The following is a 23,203-nucleotide window of genomic DNA, read 5'->3' on the forward strand; positions in this document are numbered from 1 at the left end:
AATCAGGACTCGACGCGCTTCTTCAGCCCCTTGAGGGCCGTGTCGATGATGACCTTCTCCGCCTTGCGCTTGAGCATCCCGATCATCGGGATCGCCACGTCGACGGCCAGCCGGTAGGTCACCTCGGTGCCCTCGGCCCCGAGGTCGCGCAGCACGTACGCGCCGTCCATGCCCTTGACCATCTTGGCCTGCACCAGCGACCAGGTCACCTCGTTGCGGGACCAGACGTAGTCCAGCGTGTACTCGTCGGAGATCGCCCCGGCGTCCACCTTGAACCGGACCTGTTTGGGCCGGCCCGCCTCGTCGGTCGACAGCACCTCGGTCTCCCGCATCGAGTCCGCCCATTCCGGGTACGCCTCGAAGTCCGCGATCACCGCCATGATCGCTTTCGGGGTCGCGTTCACGACGATGGTCGAGGTGGTCTGCTCTGCCATCGATTCACCTCTTCGCTGCCGGGACGGTGGCCGGTCCGCGTGCCTGGTCGGCGGCGCGGCCGGGTGCGGGGCGCCGGTGCCCCTCCCGGAGACTATCGCGGGTTCCCAGCCGGACCTGCGCTCGCCCGCGGCGCGGCCCGTCTCGACTTCGTCCTTGAACCGCCAGATCCGCTCCCGGTACCGCGCGACGTACGACTCCTGCAACCGCCGCAACCCCCGTACGCCGGTACGCCGTACCGGGTCGACGCGCAGGTACCAGTGCACGACGACCCCGTCGCGCACCTGCTCCAGCCACCATTCCGCCGTACCGACCGCGGCGCCGGTGACGGCCCAGCGAACTCCCTCGAGCCCGCGGCGCTCCGACGGCGTCAGCTCCAGCTCCGGCCACCACTCACGCCAGAGGGTGTCCGAGCCGAGCCGCTCCGCGACGTAGGCTGGATCCGCGACGATGAGGTCGTCGCAGCTGATGTCTAGCGAAGGCATGCGCCTGACCTTAGTTCCCTGGGTCACACTGACCTGCTACTTGGGTAAGTGACTGTAACGTGCGCCGGAGCCGACCATCCTGACTGAGGAGACGCGGATGCGTGAGTACACCGTTCCTGCTGTGATCGACCCTCCGACCACGGGTGGACTGGCCGATCCGGTGTGGGCGAACGCATCGTCGCACCCCGACACCGCCGTGTTCAGCCGCCGGGTCGAGGGCGGCTGGCTGGACATCACCGCGGCGCAATTCGCCGACCAGGTCGCCGGGGTCGCCAAGGGCCTGATCGCGGCGGGCGTCGAGCACGGTGACCGGGTCGCCCTGCTGAGCGCCACCCGGTACGAGTGGACGTTGATCGACTACGCGATCTGGACCATCGGCGCGGTCACCGTGCCGATCTACGAGACCTCGTCGGCGTCGCAGATCGAGTGGATCCTGACCGACTCCGACGCGGTCGCCGCGATCGTCGAGAACGCCGCGCACGGAGCCGTCGTCGAGTCCGCCCGCGGCGACGCCCCGGCCCTGCGGGAGACCTGGCAGATCGAGGCCGGCGCCGTCGACGAACTGACCGTGCTCGGCCAGCAGATCAGCGACGCCGAGCTCGACAAGCGCCGTACGGCGGTGACGCCGGGCGACCTGGCCACGCTGATCTACACCTCCGGTACGACCGGCCGGCCGAAGGGCTGCAAGATCAGCCACGCCAGCTTCATGGACGAACTCGGTACGGCGACCAAGGTGCTGCCGAGCCTGTTCCGGCTGGACGGCGCGTCGACGCTGCTGTTCCTGCCGCTGGCGCACGTGTTCGCCCGGATCATCCAGGTCGGCTGCGTGATGATGCGGGTCAAGGTCGGCCACACCGCCGACGTGAAGAACCTGGTCAACGACCTCGGCGAGTTCAAGCCGACGTTCATCCTGAGCGTGCCGCGGGTGTTCGAGAAGGTGTTCAACACCGCGAGCCAGACCGCGCACGCGGCCGGCAAGGGCAAGATCTTCGACGCCGCCGCGCAGACCGCGATCGACTACTCGCAGGCGATGGACAAGGGCCGGCCGGGCCTGGGGCTGAAGGCCAAGCACGCGCTGTTCGACAAGCTGGTCTACACGAAGCTGCGCAACGTGCTCGGCGGGCAGGTCGACTACGCCGTCTCCGGCGGCGCGCCGCTCGGCGACCGGCTCGGCCACTTCTTCCGCGGCATCGGCGTACCGGTGCTGGAGGGCTACGGCCTGACCGAGACCACCGCCGCGGTCGCGGTCAACCTGCCCGACGACATCCGCATCGGCACGGTCGGCCGCCCGCTGCCCGGCGTCACCGTCGGCGTCGCGGACGACGGCGAGCTGTGCTTCAAGGGTGGCCAGGTGATGCTCGGCTACTGGAAGAACGACGAGGCCACCGCCGCCGCGATCGACGAGGACGGCTGGTTCCACACCGGTGACCTCGGCGAGTTCGACGCCGACGGCTTCATCCGGATCACCGGCCGCAAGAAGGAGATCCTGGTCACCGCCGGCGGCAAGAACGTCGCCCCCGCGGTCCTGGAGGACCGGATCCGCCTGCACCCACTGGTCAGCCAGTGCATGGTCGTCGGCGACGGCAAGCCGTACATCGCCGCGCTGATCACCATCGACCCCGAAACCATCGGGAACTGGGCCGACAAGCACGGCAAACCTCGCGACGTCGAGACACTGTGCACCGACAAGGACCTGATCGCGGAGATCCAGACCGCCGTCGACGAGGCCAACACCGCGGTGTCCAAAGCCGAGGGCATCAAGAAGTTCACCATCCTGCCCACCGACTGGACCCAGGAGAACGGCGAGCTTTCTCTGAAGCTGTCGTTGCGCCGGCACGTGGTGATGGAAAAGCACGAGGCGGACGTGGAAGCGTTGTACGCGCAGTAGAACTCAGTTGGGTTGGCCGGGGCTTTCCGCGGCCAACCTGTCAGCCACTCCCGGGCAACCCCGCTTCCTCAGCTGAACGTCGCCTCCGCGGTGGTCGTGATGCCTGCCGTGCGACCTGGCGCCTGGTGGTTCTCCCAGTAAAGGTTGGTGTGGGCGATCACCAGGTCCGGCGTCGGAGCGCCGTACTCGGAGAGGTCTTCGGTCGTGTGCGCGTCGGCGACCAGCGTGGCGTCGTACCCGCGCGTGATGGCGCCGTGCAGCGTGGAGCGGATGCACTCGTCGGTCTGAGCGCCCGAGACGATCAACCGGCCGATGCCCCGCTCGGCAAGCACGGGCTCCAGGTCGGTCGCCTCGAAGGAGTCCGGGTACTGCTTGTGCACCAGCGCCTCACCCTCGGCGCGCACCAGCTCCGGCACGTACTGCCACTCGTCGCTGTCCTTCTTCAGCCCGTCATCGCTGTTGTGTTGCACCCAGACGACATCGACTCCCTCCCCACGGGCCTTCTCGACCAGCGTCGCGATGTTGCTCACGACGCCGTCGCGGTTGTGCGTGCCCGCCATCACGCCGTTCTGCACATCGATGACGAGCAACGCCGTCCTGGGTCGATCGTTCAGCGTGGTCATGAGCCCCTCCCGGCACTGGCAAGCCTGATCTCATGATGCTAGATCCGCCCACCGACAATCTCCGTCGCGCGATGTCGATCCCCCGGCGACCTGTTCGACGCCAGGGTTGAGAGGTGGTCCAGCCGGGATCGCCGGACCTCAAGGAGCGATCGCGCATGCGACTGACACTGCACACCTTCCTGACCTACGACGGCGTCATGCAGGGCCCGGGCGGACCCGACGAGGACCGCACCGGCGGGTTCGACCAGGGCGGCTGGGTGGTCCCGTACGCCGGCGACGAGTTCGGCGAGATCGTCGACAGCTGGTTCGCGCAGGCCGCCGCGATCCTGCTCGGGCGGACGACGTACGACATGATGTTCGCCTACTGGTCCCAGGTGACCGACCCGGACAACCTGGTCGCGACCAAGCTCAACGGCCTGCCCAAGTACGTCGCCTCGCGCACGCTGCGCGATCCCGAGTGGCAGCACACAACCGTGCTGGACGCCGAGGTCGTCGAGCAGGTGCGTGCCCTCAAGGAACAGCCGGGCGGCGAACTGCAGATCCACGGCAGCTGCGGCCTGGCCCGCGACCTGCACCGCGCCGGGCTGATCGACGAGTACCGTCTGATCACGTTCCCGGTCGTGCTCGGCCAGGGCAAGCGCCTCTTCACCGAAGGCCTGCCGCCGACGGCCTTCACGGTGGTCGAGTCCCGTGGCGGGAGCAACGGCATTTCGTACGCCGTACTGACGCCGGCGCCGATCACCACCGGCGGCGAGTACGTCATCGTCGACGGCAAGGAAGCGATCGCCTGAGCGCCTGGTGAAACTCCCTGGGAAAGTGCTCATTGGGTGAGCACTTATCTGTCGTTTGATGGAGTCATCGCGGTGGACACGCCACCGCGAGACCCCAGGGAGACACCGATGTTCCGAGGATTCGCCACCATCAGCTTCTACGCCGACGACCTGGCCGCGGCCCGCGACTGGTACACCGAACTGCTCGGCCAGGAGCCCTACTTCGCCTTCCCACCGGCACCTGCCGCCCCGGCGTACATCGAGTTCCGGATCGGCGACGACGAAGACGAACTGGGCTTCATCGACCGCAAGTACGCCCCGCCCGGCGCCGGCAACGCCCCCGGTGGCGCGGTCATGCACTGGCACGTCGACGACCTGCCGGGGACGTTCGAGAAGCTGCTGGCGATGGGCGCGAAGGAGTACCAGCCGATCACGTCCCACAGCGACAGCGACTTCACCACCGCGTCGGTCGTGGATCCCTTCGGCAACGTGCTCGGGATCATGCACAACCCGCACTACTTGGAAATTGTCGAAGCCCGTCGGGCTGCCCGCTGAGGGTCGGGCGGCGTGGGCTGAGGGGTGGAGGTCCGGAGCAAGTGTCCGGACGGCTGTCGACACCGTTCGCTCCCGGGCGGATCTCCACCACTGATCAACCAGCGCCGAGGACGCCCAGACCGGCGTGTCGACGGCGTGTCGCCCTCGATCGCGCGGCTTGGTCGGTGGTGGGGATCCGCCCGTGGCCGAGCTGAAGCACGCTGCGCGCCCGGGAGCGGATGCCCGCTCGCGGCAGCGAGCCCGGCGCGGGCGGAAGGCTGGGCGACCGCGAGGGCGGACGTGCAGCACTCACCAACCGGCTGGATCTCGCCGCACAAGCCGCGTCGCCCGCTCAGGCCGGCGTGGTTGGACGGGTTGATGAGTGGTGCACGTCCGCCTTGAGCGCGAATGCCTCGACGATCTGCTCGGCGGCCGGCGAGCCGGCGAGGCGCCGCACGGCGCAGCGGCCGGTCCCCGCGGGGATTCCGGCCGTCGCCTCGACCCCGCCGACGGCGAACCGGCCGCCTTCGAGCCGAGCGACGAATGCCGCTTCCCCGCTGGGCCGATCTCCACCACTGATCAACCGGCGCCGCGGACACACCGAGCGGCGTGTCGACGGCGTGTCGGCATCGATCGTGCGGTTGGTCGGTGGTGGAGATCCACGCTTGGGGCGGTAGTGAGCGCGGGGCGTCTGCGCTCTGCGGTGAGCGAGGGTCGACGGCGGAGGGCTAGCGACGGAAGGCTGGGCGACCGCGAGGGCGGACGTGCAGCACTCAGCAAGACATGGCCAGGTTGAGTGATCGTGCGGCGGAGGCGCCTCGATCTCGCCTCGGCCGGCCTCGCCGCCTGCTCAGGCCGGAGTCGTCGGGCGGGTTGGTGAGTGCTGCGCGTTCGTCTCGAAATCGAAGGCCTGGACGATCCGCTCGGCGGCCTGCTGTGGGGTCAGGCTGGTGTTGTCGATCCGGATGTGGTTGTGCTGCTCGATCAGGTCCTCGGCCTTGGTGCGCGTGCCGCCGGTGTTCAGCGTGTACTCGGCGTCGAGGTCGAGCAGGTTGCGCCGGGACCTGTCGAGGTCACGCTTGCTGGCCTTCTGCGCGAGCCGGAACTCGGTCGCGTTGCGCGCCAGCCGCTCCTCCTGCTCGGCGTACAGCTCGACCAGGTGGGCTCGGCCGCCGGCCGACTCGGCGATCTCGATGTACGACGCGATCACGTCGATCTCATGGGAGTCGTCCAGGCCCCACACGAAGGTGAAGACCAGGCCGGGCAGGTCCGAGGTCGCGGCTTCCTCGATCACGCGGCGCCGGAACTCCGAGACCAGCCGATTGAACGGTTCCGAACCGAACGGGAAGATCCCCAGCACCGGCTCGATCGTCGCGTGGTTGTGGAACAGCTTGAATCCGGTCAGCTCGCACAGCGCGTGCCCCACGGTCATCTTGCCGACAGCTGCCGGGCCGAAGACGATCACCAGTTCCATGCCGGACATCGTGCCAGTCACCGGCCGGGCGGACGACCGGATTCAGCCTGCTGCTGCGAGTGCCTTCTCCAGCGCGGGCTCGAGGAATCTGGTGATGCGGCTGATCCGCTCACCGCGCACCGCGAGCACGAATCGCCCGGCGTACCAGACCGTCGTGTCGTCGACGAAGTAGCAGACGAAGCCCGGCTGGAGGTTGCACCCGCTGGGGTCCAGCCGCAGTCGCTTGCCGCGTCGCCCGGCCGCGCTCGCCCGAAGGAACTCCGCGATCGCAGCCGGTCCGTGGTACTCGTGCGGCGCCGGCGGCATCGCCAGCCACGCGTCGTCGGTGAGCAGCCGCGTCACCGCCTCGATGTCATCGGCAACAAAAGCCTCCGCGAACCGCCGGGCCACCATCCACTCCCCCGCCGTCGCCGCGTCCGCCGAGCCCGACCCCGCGCCGATCTCGGCGGTCACCTCGGACGAGCAGTCGGCGGCCGCGCGGCTGTCATCGGAGACGCGTCCGTCGAACCTCCTGCCCTCATCGCCTACAGCCCGCCGCGTGTCGACCGCACCCTCGTCCATCGCTGGACAGCCCGCGGCCCGCCGCTTTTTGACTGCATCGGCCTCCCGGCGCATAGCCGCCCGAGCGCGCTGGAGAGCACCTTTGACCGCGGTCGGACCGGTGTCCATCAGTTCCGCGACCTCGGCGATCGTGAAGCCCAGCACGTCGACCAGGACCAGCACCGCGGCCTGGCGGGGTGGCACTCGTTGGAGCGCGGTGACGAAGGCCAGCTCGACGGTCTCCCGGCGTACGGCACGATCCTCAGGCAGTTGATCGAGCCAAGCGTCCGGGTACGGCTGGAGCCAGGTGACTTCGCCTCGGCGGGTTGGTTCGGGCGGCTCGAACGGAGGCATCGGCTCGGTCGGTGGACGGCGTTTGCCCGCGCGGATCGCGTTGAGACAGCGGTTGGTGGCGATCCGGTAGAGCCACGTCCGGACCGACGACCGCCCGGCGAAACCCGCGAGACCACTCCAGGCGGCGAGCAGGATCTCCTGCATCAGGTCGTCGGCGTCGGTGACCGAGCCGAGCATGCGGTAGCAGTGCAGGTGGAGCTCGCGGAAGTACGGCGCGGTGAGCTCCTGGAACGCGCGCTCGTCCCCACCTCGGGCCAGCTCCAGCACCGAACTCGTCATCGACACATCGTCTCAGCCGGTCCGGACAATTCCCGGGCACTCATCAGGGCGGCACGAAGGGGCGAGCGTTCCGATCGCGGCGTTCGTGGTGTCTGCACTGTCATGAGCATCTCGACCGGAAAGGATCAACCGATGACCGACGCCACCGCACTCGACGTCGCCCTGGCCTACCACCGTGCCTGGACCGGCCACGACTTCGAGGCGGCGATGCAGTACGTCGCCGACGACATCGTCTGCCAGAGCCCGGGCGGGCCGATCGAGGGCGCCGAGGCGTTCCGCGGCTTCATGGAACCGTTCTCGAAGATCCTGCTCGAGTCCGCCCTGCTCTCGGCGTTCGGGGACGAGACGACCGCGCTGCTGATGTACGACACGCGGACCGTCCCGGTCGCCGACGCGCCCGGCGCGGAGCTGCTCACCGTGCACGACGGCCGGATCACGCACCTGCGCATCATCTTCGACCGTCTGCCGTTCACCCAGGCAGCGGCCGCCGATGCGCAGTGATCGCCGCCGCGGCCAGGACCTGCTCGACGAGCTGTCCACCGCGTACGACGGCCTGCCGGGCGTCGACCGCTCGCTCATGTTCGGCAGCGAGGGGCTGCGCGTCGGGACGAAGTTCTTCGCCTTCGTCGGCGCTGAGGGCGAGCTGATCCTCAAGCTCCCGGCCGACCGCGTAGCCGAACTGCTCGCCGCTCGCGCCGCGGAACCGGTCCACATCGGCCGCAACCCCGCCAGGGAGTGGGCGGGTATCCCGTACCCGCCAGCCGACGAGGGTCAGTGGCGCGACCTGCTCGCCGAGGCCCACGCCTTCGTCGCCGCCGAACGTGGTCAGCCACCACGATCGCGTCGGCGCGCCACGGAAGGCAGCTAGCCGGCCCCGGCGCGCCCAAGGAGCACAACCAGCCGGCCTCGGCGCACCTCAGAACAGCTAGCCGAAAGCAACCGTCTTCGCGTGCGGCACGACCTCGACCCGGTCGCCGAGCGCCCACTCGGCGACCCGGGACACAACCGCGGCCGGAATCGCCTCACCCAGCCCGTCAGCCGCCGGTACGCCGGTCGTGCCGTGCGCGTCGTGCGGCAGCACCACGCGATACCCCCGATCCAGCGCCGTGCGAGCCGTCGCGCTCACGCACATCTCCGACATCAGGCCACAGATCGCCAGTGAACGAATGCTCCGCTCGGCCAGCAGCTCAGCCAGCGACGTCTCCCGGAACGCGTCGTCGTGCGCCTTGCGAATCACCACCTCACCAGCCAGCGGCCGAAAGTGAAGCTCCCACCCCGCCGTCCCAGGCTCGTCCACCTGACCCGCATCGCCGTCGTTCTGCACGTGAACCACCAGCGCATCCGCCTCCCGCGCCGCGTCGAGCAGGTCCGCGACCTGCTCGGCGAGCCGAGCGGCGTCAGGTACAGCGTGCTCCCCCTCGACGTGCCCGGCCTGGACATCGATGATCAGCAGGCCTTCAACAGGCTTCACGCTCTCGGACATGCGTGGATCATCGGCGAGCCGCGCCACCTGGTCAACCGGATTCCACCCACACAGGTCGGCGTCACCGCCCGCCGGTGAACGTGATCCCGTTGGTGATCTGCTTTTGCGCCACGAAGAAGATCACCAGGCACGGCAGCGTGATCAGCACCGAGGTTGCCATCAGCAACGGCGTGTCGGTGCCGTTGACGGACTGGAAGCCGGCCAAGGCCAGCGGCAGCGTCTTCCACTGGTCGGAGTTGATGTAGATCGCCGGGCCGAGGAAGTTGTTCCAGTAGCTCATGAACAGCAGGATCGAGACGGCGACCACAGCGGGACGCGCCAGCGGCAGGTACACGAGCAGGAACATCTTGAACCAGCCGCACCCGTCGACCACCGCGGCGTCAGCCAGTTCGGCCGGCATCCGGGAGAAGAACTGCCGGAACAGGAAGATGTAGAACGGCGACCCGAAAAACGCCGGCAGGATCAGCGGGTACAAGGTGTCGATCATGCCCAGGTTGTTGAACAGCATGAACTGCGGAACCATCGTCACCTCCCCCGGCAGCAGCATGGTCGCCAGCACTACGGCGAACACCACACCGGAGAAGCGCACCCGCAGCCGGGCGAACGCGAACCCCGCCAGCGCACAGGAAAACACCGTGCCGACGATCGGGATCAACGTGGTGATCAGCGAGTTGAGCGCGTACCGCCAGAACGGGAACGACGTGATCGCCCGGGTGTAGTTCTCCCAGAGGAACTCGCTCGGCCAGATGCTCGCGCCCGCGCTACCGACCCCGGCGAGCGATCGCAGCGAGGTCGCGATCATCCACAGGAACGGGTAGACGAAGGCCAGCGACCCGAGCGCCAGGACGGCGTACAGGACAAGGGTGAGCGGTAGGTTGCGCCGCCAGTACGGCCGGTCGGCGCGACGGACGGTCGTGCTCGGGCCGGCGGCGTGGCCGGTCTCGACCAGTACGGCCATGGCTCAGCCCTTCCTCAGGCGCGGACGGCGCCGCCGCCCGCCCATCTCGGTCTCGTAGTAGATCGCGAAGGCGCTTCCGCGCAGCGTCACGGCGGTGAGCGCCATGATGATCACGAACAGGATCCACGCCAGCGCGGAGGCGTAGCCCATCCGGAAGTTCTGGAACGCGTTGTCGTACAGGTAGTAGACGAAGAACAGCAGCGAGTCCTTCGGGCCGCCGTTCGCGATGAAGCCCTGGGTGAAGATCTGCAGCGCGCCGATGATCCCGGTGAGCACGTTGAACAAGATGATCGGGCTCAACTGCGGCAACGTCACGTGCCAGAACAGCCGTAGCCGTCCGGCCCCGTCGAGCGCCGCCGCCTCGTACAGGCTGGTCGGCACGTCCTTCAGGCCGGCCAGGTAGATCACCATCGCGCCGCCGACCGTCCACAGGCTCATCAGGATCACCGTCGGCAACGCCCAGGACGCGTCGTTGAACCAGCCCGGCCCCTGGATCCCGGCCTTGCCGAGCACGTCGTTCACCAGCCCGTACTGCGGGTTGAAGACCCAGAGGAACAACACGATCTGGGCCACGCCGGACACCAGGCTCGGCAGGTACCAGATGGTGCGGAACAGGCGAATGCCCGGCAGGTCGACGTTCATCAGCAGGGAGACCGCGAACGCGAGCGCGGTCTGCAGCGGGACGCTGATCACGGCGTACAGCAGGGTGACCTTGATCGCCTGGCCGACCCGCGGGTCCTGGAACGCCTCGGTGTAGTTGGCCACGCCGACGAACTTCGGCGGGGTGATCAGGTCCCACGAGGTCAGGCTGACGTAGACCGAGGACAGCATCGGGCCCACGGTGAAGACCAGGAACCCGATCAGCCAGGGCGAGATGAACAGCCAGAAGGCGATCGTCTTGTCCGCCCGCGGCCACGCCCGCTTGGCCCCGTACGCCGCGAGTCCGATCACGGCGTACAGGGCGACGAGCAGGACCAGGAACGGGACCAGCGGCACCAGGACCGCGGGAACTCCCCAGGACTCCGCGAGCTGGCGGATCCATCCGATGGTCGGGTTCACGGTCTACCTCACTGCTTCAGGGCCGCGGTGCACTTGTCGTTGAGACCGGGCAGGATCTTGGCCACGTCGTCCTTGCCGCTGCCCAGCGGCGTGTAGCTGGTGATGCCCTTGTCGGCGTCACCGGAGATCTGCCCCTCGCGCGGCACCGACGGGCTGATCAGCCCGGTCTTCAGCGCGGTGGTGAAGGCCGCCAGGTTGCGCTCGGGCGGCAGCACCTTCTCCAGCGTCGGCGTCGAGGCCGCGATGATCGGTACGCCGAGCGCCGTGTTGCCCTGGATCAGCAGGTCCTGAGCCACCTGCTGCGTGCTGACGAACTCGACGAACTTCTTCGCGGTCTCCAGCTTCTTGCCGCTCGCGTTCTTGGCGATCGCCAGGCCGCCGACCTCCATCGGGAATCCCTTGCCCGGCACCGGAACGAGAGTCCAGTTCGGCTTGCTGATCTTGGCGAAGTCGGCGACCGTCCACGGCCCGAAGTCGCTGAACGTGCCCAGCCGGCCGGCCGCGAACCACTGCGCCTGGTCCTGGCCCTCGATGTCGATCGAGCTCGGCGCGTAGCGCTGCTTCTGCAGGTCCACGATGTACTGCGCGGTTGCGACGCCCTGCTGGTCGCCGAAGGTGCAGGCCGTGGCGTCGGCGTTGTAGAAACCGCCGCCCGCGGCCGTGAGCCAGCCCTTGAACCACATGTTGCTCGTGCCGTAGACGCGCTTCTTGCCTTCGCCGTGCGACAGCTTCGCGACGATCGTCTTGAACTCGTCCAGGCTCAGCGGAGTGGTCGGGCTCGGCGCCGGGAGCCCGGCGGCCTTGAAGGCGTCCAGGTTGACCGCCATCACCTTCGGCTTCGCGGTGAACGGGGTGGCGTAGTACTTGCCGTCGTACTTGAGGGCTTCGGAGATGTTCGGCTGCACGAACTTCGTGGGGTCGACCTGCTGCTCGGCGAAGCTGGGCGCGAACCCGGCCAGGCTGGTGTTGCTGATCTCGATCACGGTGGCCTGGGTGCCGGCCGCGATCGAGGTCTGCAGCTTCTGCTCGTAGTCGGCCTGGATCCAGTTCGTGGTGACCTTGGTGCCCGGGTTGGCCTGCTCGAAGGCGGCCGCGATCGCCTTCAGCGAGGCGGCCTCGGAGTTGGTGCCCCAGAACGAGAACGTGATGTCGCCGTTCTCGTCGGCGCCACCGGAGTTGGCGGCCGGCTGACTGCCGGTCGCACAGCCGGCGGCGAGCAGCAGTGCGGCGAGTCCGGCTCCGAACGGGAGCAGGCGGTTGCGAAGTTTCATGAGGGGTCCTTCGTCGGAGTGGTCACCCGGGCGGTGCCGCCGGGCGCGATGCTGCAGGGACCGGCGGAGCCGACGGTCACGGTGAGCGGCCCCGGTCCGCTGTGCACGGTGACCTCTGTCGTGTGCCGTCCTTCTTGGGCGATGCGTAGGTCCCACTCACCGACCCGGACGTGGTCCGCGGTCAGCCAACCGATGTCGGCCGGCAGGTGGGAGTCGATGGACAGTGCGGCCGACGCGGCGTCCGGCCGGAGCCCGAGCAGCCCCGCCACGAGGTGGTGCACCACCGTGAAGGAGACCTCGGGGTAGTCGTCGCGGCTGTCGATCAGGTGCCGCAGCCACCGCCAGGCCGACTCGTCGCGGCCGTGCCGGAAGAACACCTCCGGCAGATAGCTGAAGGCCTCGATGTTCCGCGGTGGGGACAGCTCGAGCTGCTTCTCGACGAAGTCCAGGAACAGCTCGTTGCGCGGGCCGTCGCCGGTCAGCCCGGTCATCGGCGCGATCCAGCTCGACTCCAGCCCCCAGCCGAAGTCGAGACCGTGGCCGACGGTCCGCCCGCGGGCGAACCGGCCGAGCTGCTCGTCCCACCACGTGGCCAGGAAATCCTGCTGGATCCGCGTCGCGCGCTCGCGGAACTCGTCGCCGTACAGCTTGCCCAGAGCGTTCAGAGCGGCGTACTGCAAGGCGATTCCGTCGGCCGCGACGATCAACGGGTGGTCGGCGTCCTGCTCGTTGTAGGTCGCCGACCCGACGAAGATGTCACCGGTTCCGGGCGCCTCCGGCACACCGTCGCCGTCGCTGTCGTGCAGCTCGACGAACTCGCCGACCGAGCGCCGGTAATACGCCGCGAGGTCTGGATCGTCGAGCCAGCGCCGGTCGCCGGTCCAGTCGTACTGCTCCAGGGCGCGCCAGGTCAGGTCGAACACGGCGGGGATCTCCCGCACGAAGTCGTCGTCGCCGCGGTAGTCCAGCGCGGCGATCTCGCCGTCGAAGTGGAAGGCCCACACCGGATACCACTTGCGGGCCGCGGTGGCGGACCGGGCGAAGTGGCGCAGCATCGCGAAGTTCTCCGCGTCGAGGCCGAGCAGGTGCGCGCCGCCGGCCTGGTGGCAGACGTCGCGCGAGTAGAACATCGCCCGGGACGGATAGCCCGCCCAGTACGACGCCAGGTTGCCCGGCGCGGCGTCGGTCGTCACCCAGGCCAGCGCCCGCTCACGGGCCCAGACGAAGGCGTTCTCGACGTACGCGCTGTCCGACGTCACGGTCGGTCCGGGCATCGCGGTCCCCTTTCGACGGGTCCGATATTAGCGGTAAAACTAGCATCGATCCGGAATTCGTCAATAGTTGGGACATGATCGATTTTACCGCTATAGTCGATGCCAAGCGTGAAGTGCCGATGACGGGAGTCGCCCCATGACGTCAGCTGTTCCGCAGGCCTCGTTCGAGGTCCGCTCCCCCGACGGCTCGACGGTCCGGACCGCCACCGTCTCGGGCGGCGCGTCGGTCCGGGAGCTGCCCGATCCAGTCGCCGGTGTGCGGCTGATCGAGATCGTGGCCTCGGACCTGCGGGCGGAGCCGGTGCGGATCCGCTGGACCTGGCCGGTGGAGGGCGCCGCGACACTCTGGCGAGCCACGCAGGGATCGCAGCGGGAGTTGCCGACCGACTGGGGCGCGCATCGCGACGTCCGCTCGGTCCGCTCGGCGCCGGTCGCCGCACTGGTCCGGACCGACGACATCAGCCCGCTGACGGTCTCGTTGTCGGCCGGCGTGCGGGGCTGCGACTTCGCTGTCGGGGTGAACGAGGAGACCGCCGAGCAGTTGGTCGAACTGGCGATCGAGGACGTCGAGCCGGTCGAAGGGCAGCATCGCTTCACGCTCCGGATCGACCTGCGCGGCCTGCATTTCGCCGCGGCTTTGCGTGGAGTGACAGCGGCCTGGACGGACGAGCTGGGCGACCGGATCGCGCCGGTGCCGGAGGTGGTCCGGACCGCGATGTACTCGACCTGGTACTCCGATCACCAGCACGTGTCCGAGCAGTCGGTCGAGCGGCACGCGGCGACCGGCGCGCAGTACGGCTGCAGCGCGGTCATCGTCGACGACGGCTGGCAGACGGACAACACGGCGCGGGGCTACGCGTACTGCGGCGACTGGGAGCCGACGAGCAGCACTTTCCCCGACATGGCCGAGCACGTCCGGCGTGTGCACGAGCACGGAGTCGCTTACGTGCTGTGGATCGCGCCGCCACTGATGGGCCGGCACTCGAAGGCGTGGGACCGCTTCAAGGACCAGGCCCTCGGTTTCCTCGACGAGGAGCAGACCACGGTGGCGCTCGACCCGCGCTACCCGGAGGTCCGCGAGCATCTGGTCGAGTGCTGCATCCGGCCGGTGCGTGACTGGGGCGTCGACGGACTGAAGCTCGACTTCATCGACAGCTGGGCCTGGAGAAATCCACCGGCGGCACCGGACGGCGACTGCGCGACGGTGGACGAAGGCGTCGAGAAGTTCTTCGCGGAGGTGAGAGCCGAGCTGCAGCGGCTGCGGCCGGACCTGCTGATCGAGTTCCGGCAGGACTACGTGAACCCGCGGCTCTGGCAGTACGGAACGTTCCTGCGGGCCGGCGACTGTGCGCTGGACGCGGTGGAGAACCGGGTCCGGACGGTCGATGCGCGATTGCTCGCGGGAGACCGGGCCGTGCACTCCGACATGTTGATGTGGCATCCGGACGCGTCGCCGGAAGCTGTGGCGGAGCAGTTCATCGGGGTGCTGTTCAGCGTCGCGCAGGTGTCGGTCGAGCTCGAATCGTTGCCGGCCGCGCACGATCGGGTCGTGCGGTACTGGCTCGGGTTCCTGCGGGACCATGCGGCGACGCTGCTGCGGGGTGAGCTGGTGCCGGTGCGGCCGGACGCGCGGTACACGCAGGTCGCGGCGATCTCCGCCGAGGAGACGATCGTCGCGGTGTACTCCAACCCCGTCGTGCGGCTGGCCGCGCCGGCCGACGTACTGCTGCTGGTGAACGGCGGCAACGATCCGATCCTGCTGCTCGACGGCGCCGGCGATGGCCCGGTCGAGCTCGTAGTGTCGGACTGCTCGGGTGCCGAGGTGGCGCGGAGCAGGACGACGCCGCCGCGGGGGCTGTGGGCGATCGAGGTCCCGGTCGGCGGCGTGGCGAGGGTCGAGCGGGTTTGATGGGTACAACACGGGTCGGCAGGCAGAGCGGGTGGGGCAACGAAGGGACATGATGGCGGCCGAGCAGAAGAAGTCGATCGCGTACCGGCGCACGACGGTGGCCGACGTGGCGCGCAGGGCCGGGGTGTCGGCGATGACCGTGTCGAACGTGCTGAACGCGCCGCACCGGGTGAGCGACCAGACGGTGGCCACGGTGCAGGCCGCGATCGACGAGCTCGGGTACACGCCGAACCACGCAGCCCGCGCCCTGTCATCCGGCCGGAGCCAGGTGATCGGCCTGCCGCTGTACCTCGACGACGACGTGGTGAACGAGCAGAATCCAGGGCTGGGTGGTTTCCTGCACGGGTTGCTCGGTGGGCTGGTCAAGGCGGCGTCCGTCGGCGGGTACGGCGTGCACGTGACGACGCCGACGGAGGGCAAATCCGAGATCGCCCTGTACGAACAGCTGATCGCGGCGCGCCAGGTCGACGCGATCATCGTGCTGGAAACCATGCCGAACGATCCGCGCATCGAGTTCCTCAGCACGCGGGGCTTCCCGTTCGTCGCGTTCGGCCGGACGGGTCCGGGGCACCGGCAGTGCTGGGTCGACGTGGACAACGTGGAGTCGATGGCGACGATCGCGCGCTACCTGCGATCCACCGGGCGGACCCGCGCGGCGTACCTGGGCACGAGAAGCGAACTGCCGTGGGTCCACCAGCGCGAGGAGGGATTCCTGCGCGAGTTCAGCTCGCCGCACTCGACGCGGTCCTTCGAGGATCTGGACGCGGTCGGTGCCTACGTCAGCGCGGCGATGGACGCCCCCGACCACCCGGAGGTTTTTGTCGCCGACAACGACGCCTTCGCCGTGGTCGCGATCCGGGCGCTGCAACGCCGAGGCGTGAAGGTCGGCGAGGACGTCGCGGTCACCGGCTTCAACGACTTCCCGTTCGCCAGCATGCTCGACACGCCGCTCACCACCGCGCGTATCCCCCTGCGCGACATCGCGCACTGCCTGTTCACCCGAGCCCTGCACGAGATCGCCGGCGAACCGGACGAGCCGGGCCAACTCGTCAGCGCTCCCCTGGTGATCCGCGCCAGCGCCTGAGGCTGGGCGCAGCTGGCCGAGAGTGCTCGAGGCAGCGCCGCCGACCGACGACTCCGAGCAGCTCGAGCATCACCCGCTGCTGTTCGCCGCCGGCCAGGATCACCCGCACCAGCTCAGTTCGCGCTGACGACCTTGCGGGCCAGCACCAGCACCGTCAGCACGCCGAGCACTCCGGCGAACGCGATGGTCAGGTTGGGCCGCACGAACGTCCCGACCGCACCGGCCAGCGCGATGGTCAAGCCCTGCACCGTCATCATGCCGCTGGTCTGCACGGTGAACAGCCGCCCCCGGTACGCCGGGTCGGCCGCGGCCAGGATCATCGGATCGACGGCCTGGTTGAAGGCGTGACCGCAGCCCGAGACCGCCAGGAGCAATGCCGCGCTCGCAACCGACGGCGTGAAGACGAAGACGACAGCCGGAAGTTGTGTTGCCAGGAGCAACGGTACGAGGAGACGCCGGCGTGTTCGCGGGGCGAGGCGGGTGCCGACGAGTTCGCCCAGGACCGTGCCGGCGGCGTACCCGGTGAACAGCGCGCCGGCGGCGGAAGCGGCGGCGCCGGTCTGCGCGGCGTACGCGACGGCCAGGCCGTCGGGTACGGCGGAGAACGCGGGCGCTGCCCAGGTGAGCAGGAGAAGGTTTCGCACCTTGGGTGTGGTGAAGAGATAGCGCAGCCCTTCGCGCGACGCCTGCAGGGTGTTGCCGCCGGTGCCGGGTGCCGGCGTGGACGGAGTGCCGAAACGGATCAGCAGCGCCGACAGCGCGAAGGTCACGACGTCGAGGGCCAGGAGCCAGGTCGGGCCGACCGCGGCAACGGCGACGGCACCGAGGGCGAAGCCGCTAAGCACCGTGATCTGGCTGATCGCGCGGAGCAGGGAGCGGCCGGTCGGGAAGAGCTCCGCCGGCAGCAGCTGAGTGAGGCTGGCGGAGCGGGCGCCCGCGAAGATCGGGGCGATCAGACCGGTGAGCAGCAGCAGGCCGAGCAGAGCGGGCACCGGCAGGTCCGGGATCAGCATGACGGCGATGCAGCCGGCGCTGAGCAGGTCGCAGGTGACCAGAAGAGGGCGCGCCGGGTAGCGGTCCGCGATCGAGGAGAGCAGTGTGCCGCCGAGCGCATACGGCAGGAAGGAACAGGCCAGGACCAGCGCGGAGAGCAGAGGCGAGCCGGTGCGGTCGAAGACCAGGATGGACAACGCGACCTGGGCTGCGACGGTGCCGACCATCGAGACGGCGTGGGCGGCGAAGACCGCGCGAAGCCCGGGGACACGCAGGACGGTCAGATAGCCAGTGGCAGCGATCGGTGGAGAGGTCACCTGCCGAGAGTGCTCCCTGCGTCGCCGGCAGGACTATAGTTTCGGAAATGACCGAAAGTTTGCATCGGCGATGACTGTCCTCCGCTTCACCCGCGCGGATGCCGTGCGGTGCCGGTTCGGGATGTCACCGCTGTGGGAGACCGTGTCGGCGGTGCGGGTGCTGCACGGGAGCAAGCACCGGCCGCTCTACTCGCCTTGGATCGCAGCCAAATCCGAGGCCGCCCGAACGCTCGACCTGGGGATGTTGCGAGCTGTGCAGCCGCGCAGCGGGTTCACGCCGGACTTCATCACTCCCCCGCCGAAGGCCTCGCGGGCCAAGTTCAGCACCGAGATCGCGCGGGTCCGCAGTACGCCGCTGGACGTCGTCCGGGCCGAGCTGCGGCGCTCGCGGGACGAGATGAACAATCCCGCCGCCGCCACGATCGACCGGATGCTGGCCGACCCCGCCGGGACGCGGGAGCGGATCGCCGACCAGATCGAGAGCGCTTGGACCACCCTGATCGAACCCGACTGGCCGGCGATCAGCCGGGTGCTCGAGGACGACATCGCCCACCGCGGCGAGCAGTTCACCACTGGCGGGCTCACCAAGTTGTTCGACGATCTGCATCCGACGCTGTCGTGGGACGACGGCGAACTGGTCGCGTCCCGCTACCGCGAACCGGACCGCGAGCTCAGCGGGGAAGGCCTGCTGCTGGCCCCCGGCGTCTTCGCCTGGCCGCACCTGGTGATGATCGTTGCCCCGGGCTACCAACCCACCCTGGTCTATCCGGCGCGCGGAGCAGCCAGGCTCTGGGACGACGCGCCCACCGCGCCCGATCCCCTGGCGACGCTGCTCGGCCGCACACGAGCGACCTTGCTGACGGCGCTCGACCCGCCCGCGACGACCAGCGCGCTCGCGGCGCAGTACGGGCTCGCGCTGGGGACGGTGGCCGAGCACCTGGCCGCTCTGTACGGCGCTGGGCTGGTGACGCGTCGCAGAACGGGACACCAGGTGCACTACCGGCGTACGGACGTCGGGCAGGCCGTGGTCGACGCATCCGTCGGCTAGGCCATCGCAGGGGCCAGAATGCTGGAGTGAACAAGGTCCCGAAGGCAACGGCGCCCAGTACGAAGCACATGCGGCGCTGGCCGGCCTCGCTGGCGGTGCTCGTCGTACTGGCCCTGCAGTTGGCCGTCCCGGCGCAGGTGCTGTCGCTGCCGCGCTGGCTGCTGCCCGCCCTCGGCGTCGCGCTGCTCGTGCCGCTGGTGTGGGCCAATCCCTTCCACCTCCGCCGGGACGAGCCCTGGCTGCGCTGGATCGAACTGGTCCTGCTGGGCGTGCTCGTGGTCTTCAACGGCATCTATCTGGCCGGACTGATCGACTACCTCACCTCCGGCCGGGTGGACAACGGCATGGTGCTGGTGAAGGCCGCACTGCTGATCTGGGTGACCAACGTGGTCGCGTTCGCGGTCTGGTACTGGGAGATCGACCGCGGCGGACCGTTCGCCCGGGCGCCCGAGCACGAGCGGGAGGTGGAGCGCGCCGATCTGCTGTTCCCGCAGATGACCGCCGAGATCCCGGGCTGGGAGCGCTGGCTGCCGGGATTCACCGACTACCTGTTCGTCGCCTTCACCGCGGCGACGGCGTTCAGCCCGACCGACACGATGCCGCTGTCGGCGCGGGTGAAGACACTGATGACCGTCCAGTCGGCGATTTCGTTGCTCGCTGTAGCGGTAGTGGCCGCCCGCGCGGTCAACGTGCTCTGAGACGACCAAGCGGTGAGAATCACCCTCGACGCGGTGTAATGGGTGTGCCAGCATTACGCCCATGACTGAGACAGCTGCCCGGACCAAGTCGATCGGGCTCGGGTTCGCGCTCTTCTCGGCGATCACCTTCGGCGGGTCGGGACCGTTCGCCAAAGCGCTGATCGGCGCCGGGATGTCGCCGCAGCAGGCCGCCTGGCTGCGGATCCTCGGCGCGGCTGCTTTGCTCGTCCCGCTCGTGCTGATCTTCCGCGGCACGGCCGGGCTGCGGGCCGCTCGCGCGTCCTGGCCGCAGCTCGTGCTGTACGGGCTGACCGGGATCGCCGGCTGCCAGACGCTGTTCTTCATCGCCGCCAGCCGGTTGCCGGTCGGCGTGGCGATCCTGCTCGAGTTCTCCGGGCCGGTGCTGGTGGTGGCCTGGCTCAAGTTCGGCCGCAAGGTCGCCGTCCCGAAGTCGGCCGCGCTCGGCGTCGGGATCGCGCTGGTCGGGCTCGCGACGGTGGTCGAGGTGTGGTCCGGCGTACAGCTCGACCTGATCGGACTGCTCGCCGGACTCGGCGCCGCGGCGTGCCAGGCGACGTACTTCATCCTGATCGACAAGCTGACCGGCCTCGCCGATCCGCTGGTGATGACGGCGGCGGGCAGTGTGGTCGGCGCCGTGCTGCTGACCGCCATCGCCGCACCGTGGGGCATCCCGTGGAACGCGCTCACCGACACGATCGCGATCGGCGAGCGGTCGGCTCCGGGCTGGGTGTTCGCGGCTTGGCTGATCGTGGTCAGCACGGTCGTCGCGTACCTGGCCGGCGCCGCCGCGGTACAGCGGCTGTCGGCGGCGATCGGCGGCGCGGTCGCGTACGTCGAGGTGGTGGCGGCGACGCTGTTCGCCTGGTTGCTGCTCAACGAGACGCTGTCGACCAGCCAGGTGATCGGCGGCGCGATCGTGCTGCTCGGCGCGTTCGTCGCGCAGTCGTCGGTCGGCAAGGTGGCACCGCCCGAAATGCCGATCACCGAGGACGTCCCGGAGTCGGTGCGAGGATAGTCGGCATGGAGCCGGTCATCGCGGTCGAGGGCGGACAGATTCGGGGCGTCACGACCGAAGGCGTGACCGCCTGTCTCGGCATCCCGTACGCCGCGAGCCCGGTCGGCTTCGACCCGCCGCGACCGGTGACCCCGTGGGACGGCGTGCGCGAGGCCACCCGGCTCGGGCCGACCGCGCCGCAGCCGCCGTACGATCCGCCCTTCGACGTCCTGCTGGCCAACCCGATCACACCCGGCGACGAGTTCCTCAACCTCAACGTCTGGACTCCGGGCGGCGAAGGCCTGCCCGTGATGGTGTGGATTCACGGCGGCGCGTTCCGCAACGGCTCCAACGCCACCCCCGCGTACGACGGGACGGCGTTCGCCCGCGACGGCGTCGTGCTGGTCGGGATCAACTACCGGCTGGGCGTGCAGGGGTTCGGCGTCGTGCCCGACGCGCCCAGCAACCGCGGACTGCTCGACCAGATCGCGGCGCTGCGCTGGGTCCGCGACAACATCGCGGCCTTCGGCGGCGACCCGGAGCAGGTGACGATCTTCGGCCAGTCGGCCGGCGGGATGAGCGTGGCGACGCTGCTCACGATCCCCGCGGCGCAAGGGCTGTTCCACCGCGCGATCGTGCAGAGTGGGTCCGCCGAGGCGACCGCGCTCGACAGCGACCTCGCGCTCGTGACGGCCGAGGTGGCCAAGCGGCTCGGCGTACCGGCGACGGCGGCGGGGTTCGCGTCGGTGGACGTCGCGGAGTTGATCGCGGCGCAGCGGCAGGTGTCGGTCGAGCTGCGGGCGGCGCCCGATCCGGCCAGGTGGGGCAAGACGACGGTCAGCGCCGGGGGCGGCATCATGCCGGTGCTTCCGGTGATCGACGGCGAACTGATCCACCAGCGGCCGCTCGAAGCGATCGCCGCGGGTGCGGCGGCCGGTGTGGAGCTGATGGCCGGTACGACGCGGCACGAGTTCAACCTGTTCAGCGTGCCGAGCGGACTCGCGGCAGGCATCACCGCGGAGATGCTGCCGCTGCTGCTGCTGCAGAGGGCAGGGCTCGACCCGGCGCTGGCGCTGGAACACACCGGGACTCCCGGCGAGATCTTCACGGCGATCAGCAGCAACCGTGTCTTCACCGAGCCGACGATCCGGTTGGCCGAGGCGCAGCAGGCGGCAGGCGGTACGGCGTACGTCTACGAGTTCAGCTGGGAGTCGCCGCTGGAGGGGCTCAGGTCCTGCCATGCGCTGGAGCTGCCGTTCGTGTTCGACACTCTGGCGACCGCGGCGTCGCCGCTGTTCGGGCCGGAGCCGCCGCAGGAGCTGGCGGACCGGATGCACAAGGCCTGGGTCGACTTCGCGAAGACCGGGAGCCCGGGCTGGTCGCCGTACGACGTGACAGCCCGGGCCATCCAGGTCTTTTAGAGCAAGGAGTCGACCAGCTCGCGGGGCAGGCCATGGGTCTCGTGCAGGTACTCGAAGTCGCTGTCGTCCAGCGGCTTGCGGAACCGGTCGTGGCTGAGCACCTTGCGCCCGCGCTCCAGCAGGTTGGTGAACCGGATCTCCTCGTCGATCATGATCCGCCGCACCAGCGTGACCAGTTCGCCCTGGTGGAAGTGGTTCAGCGTCTGCTGGAACAGCTCGATCGGCAGGTCCGACAGCGACCGCGACTCGTCCTCGCGCCACAGGATGGTCAGCACCCGGCGGATCAGCCGGCGCAGCACGTAGCCGCGCCCGGTGTTCGACGGGTGCACGCCGTCGCCGACGATCACGATGCTCGACCGCAGGTGGTCGATGACGATCCGCTCGGAGGTCTCGTCCAGCTTCCACAGCCGCGGCACGGTCCGCATCCACGGCTCGAACAGGCTGGTCTCGTAGACCGACTGCTTGCCCTCGAGCAGCATCGTCAGCCGCTCCAGGCCGAGCCCGGTGTCGATGTTGCGCTGCTCCAGCGGTTCGAGCGACCCGTCGCCGAGCCGGCGGTAGCGCATCATCACGTGGTTCCACACCTCGACCCAGCGGTCGTCGGTGGTCGGCGTGCCCTCCGGTGACCCCTGGCCGGTCCAGACGAAGATCTCGGAGTCCGGGCCGCAGGGACCGGTCGGGCCGTTCGACCACCAGTTCTCGTCGGTGGTCAGCTCGATCGGCAGGCCGAGCGACTGCCAGGTGCGCAGCGACTCCTGGTCCAGCTCGACCTGGTCGTCGCCGCCGAACACGGTGACGTAGAGCCGGCCGGGGTCGATCCCGAACCGCTCGGTGAGCAGCTCGTAACCCCAGCGCAGCGTCTGCTCGCTGCCGTAGTCGCCGAACGACCACGAGCCGAGCATCTCGAACACGGTCAGGTGAGTCGGATCACCGACCTCGTCCAGGTCGGTCGTGCGCAGGCATCGCTGCACCCCGACCACGCGTCTGCCCAGCGGATGTGGCTCACCCTCCAGGTACGGCGTGAGCGGGTGCATGCCCGAGGTCGTGAACAGCACCGGATCACCGGGGCGTGGGATGAGCGAGGACCCCGTGGTCGGGACGTGGCCGCGCTCGGTGAAGAAGTCGACGAAGGTCTTGGTCAGGTTCATTTCGGGTCCTTGTCTGGATCGGACCGGAAACAGTGCTGGCCTCGGAAACGCGAAAACCGGCGGACCGTTTCCGGTCGCCGGTTTCTGGAAGAAGATGTCAGGCAGCGGCAGCCGGAGAGCGGAAAGCTCGTACGGCTGCGGCGAGG

Annotated in this window: 22 protein-coding genes; 11 read left to right on the forward strand and 11 right to left on the reverse strand. The window is 69.2% G+C overall.

Annotated features, from left to right (window positions below):
* Positions 1-2: 2 nt before the first annotated feature.
* Positions 3-917: an SRPBCC family protein gene (locus BWI15_RS40190; RefSeq protein ID WP_143465804.1), complete on the reverse strand. Its 915-nt coding sequence runs from the start codon at positions 915-917 to the stop codon at positions 3-5.
* A gap of 97 nt (positions 918-1,014) precedes the next feature.
* Between BWI15_RS40190 and BWI15_RS24995 the strand changes: the two genes are divergently transcribed.
* Positions 1,015-2,805, forward strand: coding sequence for an AMP-dependent synthetase/ligase (locus BWI15_RS24995; RefSeq protein ID WP_077016873.1), 1,791 nt, complete (start codon positions 1,015-1,017; stop codon positions 2,803-2,805).
* A gap of 68 nt (positions 2,806-2,873) precedes the next feature.
* Here the strand turns inward: BWI15_RS24995 and BWI15_RS25000 are convergent, their stop codons facing one another.
* Complete coding sequence (locus tag BWI15_RS25000; RefSeq protein ID WP_077016874.1) at positions 2,874-3,428, reverse strand: isochorismatase family protein; 555 nt, start codon at positions 3,426-3,428, stop codon at positions 2,874-2,876.
* A 155-nt stretch (positions 3,429-3,583) separates the two neighbouring features.
* Here BWI15_RS25000 and BWI15_RS25005 point away from each other — a divergent pair, with 155 nt between their 5' ends.
* The gene (locus BWI15_RS25005) at positions 3,584-4,219 is read left to right on the forward strand and encodes a dihydrofolate reductase family protein (RefSeq protein ID WP_077016875.1); all 636 of its coding nucleotides are present in this window, start codon (positions 3,584-3,586) and stop codon (positions 4,217-4,219) included.
* A 108-nt stretch (positions 4,220-4,327) separates the two neighbouring features.
* Entirely contained in the window at positions 4,328-4,753 is a 426-nt protein-coding gene (locus BWI15_RS25010; protein ID WP_077016876.1) for a VOC family protein, read from the forward strand.
* 829 nt (positions 4,754-5,582) lie between these two features.
* On the opposite strand, the gene BWI15_RS25020 is transcribed toward BWI15_RS25010, so the two are convergent.
* Together BWI15_RS25020 and BWI15_RS40195 are read right to left on the reverse strand one after the other, a co-directional pair.
* Positions 5,583-6,206 (reverse strand): AAA family ATPase, encoded by a 624-nt coding sequence (locus tag BWI15_RS25020; protein WP_077016878.1) that lies wholly within the window; start codon positions 6,204-6,206, stop codon positions 5,583-5,585.
* Positions 6,207-6,248: 42 nt separating this feature from the next.
* Positions 6,249-7,379 (reverse strand): RNA polymerase subunit sigma-70, encoded by a 1,131-nt coding sequence (locus tag BWI15_RS40195; protein ID WP_237771447.1) that lies wholly within the window; start codon positions 7,377-7,379, stop codon positions 6,249-6,251.
* 132 nt (positions 7,380-7,511) lie between these two features.
* Here BWI15_RS40195 and BWI15_RS25035 point away from each other — a divergent pair, with 132 nt between their 5' ends.
* Positions 7,512-7,880, forward strand: coding sequence for a nuclear transport factor 2 family protein (locus BWI15_RS25035; RefSeq protein WP_077016879.1), 369 nt, complete (start codon positions 7,512-7,514; stop codon positions 7,878-7,880).
* The gene (locus tag BWI15_RS25040) at positions 7,870-8,247 is read left to right on the forward strand and encodes an MmcQ/YjbR family DNA-binding protein (RefSeq protein ID WP_077016880.1); all 378 of its coding nucleotides are present in this window, start codon (positions 7,870-7,872) and stop codon (positions 8,245-8,247) included. Before BWI15_RS25035 ends, BWI15_RS25040 begins: the two co-directional genes overlap by 11 nt.
* 57 nt (positions 8,248-8,304) lie before the next feature.
* On the opposite strand, the gene BWI15_RS25045 is transcribed toward BWI15_RS25040, so the two are convergent.
* The 5 genes from BWI15_RS25045 to BWI15_RS25065 all read right to left on the reverse strand — a co-directional run bounded on the left by BWI15_RS25045 (position 8,305) and on the right by BWI15_RS25065 (position 13,424).
* Positions 8,305-8,862 (reverse strand): cysteine hydrolase family protein, encoded by a 558-nt coding sequence (locus BWI15_RS25045; RefSeq protein ID WP_077016881.1) that lies wholly within the window; start codon positions 8,860-8,862, stop codon positions 8,305-8,307.
* 61 nt (positions 8,863-8,923) lie between these two features.
* Positions 8,924-9,820: a carbohydrate ABC transporter permease gene (locus BWI15_RS25050; RefSeq protein WP_083750987.1), complete on the reverse strand. Its 897-nt coding sequence runs from the start codon at positions 9,818-9,820 to the stop codon at positions 8,924-8,926.
* A 3-nt stretch (positions 9,821-9,823) separates the two neighbouring features.
* A complete protein-coding gene (locus BWI15_RS25055) occupies positions 9,824-10,879 on the reverse strand; it encodes a carbohydrate ABC transporter permease (RefSeq protein WP_202817720.1) in 1,056 nt (351 codons plus the stop codon).
* Between the two features lie 8 nt (positions 10,880-10,887).
* A complete protein-coding gene (locus BWI15_RS25060) occupies positions 10,888-12,150 on the reverse strand; it encodes an extracellular solute-binding protein (RefSeq protein ID WP_077016882.1) in 1,263 nt (420 codons plus the stop codon).
* Positions 12,147-13,424: a hypothetical protein gene (locus BWI15_RS25065; protein WP_077016883.1), complete on the reverse strand. Its 1,278-nt coding sequence runs from the start codon at positions 13,422-13,424 to the stop codon at positions 12,147-12,149. Before BWI15_RS25065 ends, BWI15_RS25060 begins: the two co-directional genes overlap by 4 nt.
* Positions 13,425-13,560: 136 nt before the next feature.
* Here BWI15_RS25065 and BWI15_RS25070 point away from each other — a divergent pair, with 136 nt between their 5' ends.
* Positions 13,561-15,333, forward strand: coding sequence for a glycoside hydrolase family 36 protein (locus BWI15_RS25070; protein WP_077016884.1), 1,773 nt, complete (start codon positions 13,561-13,563; stop codon positions 15,331-15,333).
* Between the two features lie 31 nt (positions 15,334-15,364).
* Positions 15,365-16,417, forward strand: coding sequence for a LacI family DNA-binding transcriptional regulator (locus BWI15_RS25075; RefSeq protein WP_143465806.1), 1,053 nt, complete (start codon positions 15,365-15,367; stop codon positions 16,415-16,417).
* A 113-nt stretch (positions 16,418-16,530) separates the two neighbouring features.
* Here BWI15_RS25075 and BWI15_RS25080 read toward each other — a convergent pair whose 3' ends face one another.
* Positions 16,531-17,727 carry an MFS transporter gene (locus BWI15_RS25080; protein WP_237771448.1) on the reverse strand — a complete coding sequence of 399 codons (1,197 nt, stop codon included), beginning with the start codon at positions 17,725-17,727 and terminating at the stop codon, positions 16,531-16,533.
* A 70-nt stretch (positions 17,728-17,797) separates the two neighbouring features.
* Here BWI15_RS25080 and BWI15_RS25085 point away from each other — a divergent pair, with 70 nt between their 5' ends.
* The 4 genes from BWI15_RS25085 to BWI15_RS25100 all read left to right on the forward strand — a co-directional run bounded on the left by BWI15_RS25085 (position 17,798) and on the right by BWI15_RS25100 (position 21,909).
* Positions 17,798-18,775: a DUF5937 family protein gene (locus BWI15_RS25085; RefSeq protein WP_077016885.1), complete on the forward strand. Its 978-nt coding sequence runs from the start codon at positions 17,798-17,800 to the stop codon at positions 18,773-18,775.
* Positions 18,776-18,801: 26 nt separating this feature from the next.
* The gene (locus BWI15_RS25090; protein WP_202817721.1) at positions 18,802-19,473 is read left to right on the forward strand and encodes a DUF1345 domain-containing protein; all 672 of its coding nucleotides are present in this window, start codon (positions 18,802-18,804) and stop codon (positions 19,471-19,473) included.
* Positions 19,474-19,534: 61 nt separating this feature from the next.
* On the forward strand, positions 19,535-20,509 hold the full coding sequence (locus BWI15_RS25095) for an EamA family transporter (protein WP_077016887.1): 975 nt from the start codon (positions 19,535-19,537) through the stop codon (positions 20,507-20,509).
* A gap of 5 nt (positions 20,510-20,514) precedes the next feature.
* Positions 20,515-21,909 carry a carboxylesterase/lipase family protein gene (locus BWI15_RS25100; RefSeq protein ID WP_077016888.1) on the forward strand — a complete coding sequence of 465 codons (1,395 nt, stop codon included), beginning with the start codon at positions 20,515-20,517 and terminating at the stop codon, positions 21,907-21,909.
* Here the strand turns inward: BWI15_RS25100 and BWI15_RS25105 are convergent.
* Positions 21,906-23,057, reverse strand: coding sequence for an alanine--tRNA ligase-related protein (locus BWI15_RS25105; protein ID WP_077016889.1), 1,152 nt, complete (start codon positions 23,055-23,057; stop codon positions 21,906-21,908). The genes BWI15_RS25100 and BWI15_RS25105 overlap by 4 nt on opposite strands.
* Positions 23,058-23,203 lie beyond the last annotated feature (146 nt).

This window comes from Kribbella sp. ALI-6-A (assembly GCF_001984195.1).
In the GTDB taxonomy this organism is placed as follows: domain Bacteria; phylum Actinomycetota; class Actinomycetes; order Propionibacteriales; family Kribbellaceae; genus Kribbella.

Excerpts from the sequence above, each read along its gene's own strand:
- BWI15_RS25105 (WP_077016889.1), bottom strand. The coding sequence starts at position 23,057 with ATGAACCTGACCAAGACCTTCGTCGACTTCTTCACCGAGCGCGGCCAC.
- BWI15_RS25040 (WP_077016880.1), top strand. The coding sequence starts at position 7,870 with ATGCGCAGTGATCGCCGCCGCGGCCAGGACCTGCTCGACGAGCTGTCC.
- BWI15_RS25100 (WP_077016888.1), top strand. The coding sequence starts at position 20,515 with ATGGAGCCGGTCATCGCGGTCGAGGGCGGACAGATTCGGGGCGTCACG.
- BWI15_RS25070 (WP_077016884.1), top strand. The coding sequence starts at position 13,561 with ATGACGTCAGCTGTTCCGCAGGCCTCGTTCGAGGTCCGCTCCCCCGAC.
- BWI15_RS25060 (WP_077016882.1), bottom strand. The coding sequence starts at position 12,150 with ATGAAACTTCGCAACCGCCTGCTCCCGTTCGGAGCCGGACTCGCCGCA.
- BWI15_RS25050 (WP_083750987.1), bottom strand. The coding sequence starts at position 9,820 with ATGGCCGTACTGGTCGAGACCGGCCACGCCGCCGGCCCGAGCACGACC.
- BWI15_RS25035 (WP_077016879.1), top strand. The coding sequence starts at position 7,512 with ATGACCGACGCCACCGCACTCGACGTCGCCCTGGCCTACCACCGTGCC.
- BWI15_RS40190 (WP_143465804.1), bottom strand. The coding sequence starts at position 917 with ATGCCTTCGCTAGACATCAGCTGCGACGACCTCATCGTCGCGGATCCA.
- BWI15_RS25045 (WP_077016881.1), bottom strand. The coding sequence starts at position 8,862 with ATGTCCGAGAGCGTGAAGCCTGTTGAAGGCCTGCTGATCATCGATGTC.
- BWI15_RS25065 (WP_077016883.1), bottom strand. The coding sequence starts at position 13,424 with ATGCCCGGACCGACCGTGACGTCGGACAGCGCGTACGTCGAGAACGCC.
- BWI15_RS25010 (WP_077016876.1), top strand. The coding sequence starts at position 4,328 with ATGTTCCGAGGATTCGCCACCATCAGCTTCTACGCCGACGACCTGGCC.
- BWI15_RS25000 (WP_077016874.1), bottom strand. The coding sequence starts at position 3,428 with ATGACCACGCTGAACGATCGACCCAGGACGGCGTTGCTCGTCATCGAT.
- BWI15_RS24995 (WP_077016873.1), top strand. The coding sequence starts at position 1,015 with ATGCGTGAGTACACCGTTCCTGCTGTGATCGACCCTCCGACCACGGGT.
- BWI15_RS25005 (WP_077016875.1), top strand. The coding sequence starts at position 3,584 with ATGCGACTGACACTGCACACCTTCCTGACCTACGACGGCGTCATGCAG.
- BWI15_RS40195 (WP_237771447.1), bottom strand. The coding sequence starts at position 7,379 with ATGACGAGTTCGGTGCTGGAGCTGGCCCGAGGTGGGGACGAGCGCGCG.
- BWI15_RS25095 (WP_077016887.1), top strand. The coding sequence starts at position 19,535 with ATGACTGAGACAGCTGCCCGGACCAAGTCGATCGGGCTCGGGTTCGCG.
- BWI15_RS25020 (WP_077016878.1), bottom strand. The coding sequence starts at position 6,206 with ATGGAACTGGTGATCGTCTTCGGCCCGGCAGCTGTCGGCAAGATGACC.
- BWI15_RS25085 (WP_077016885.1), top strand. The coding sequence starts at position 17,798 with ATGACTGTCCTCCGCTTCACCCGCGCGGATGCCGTGCGGTGCCGGTTC.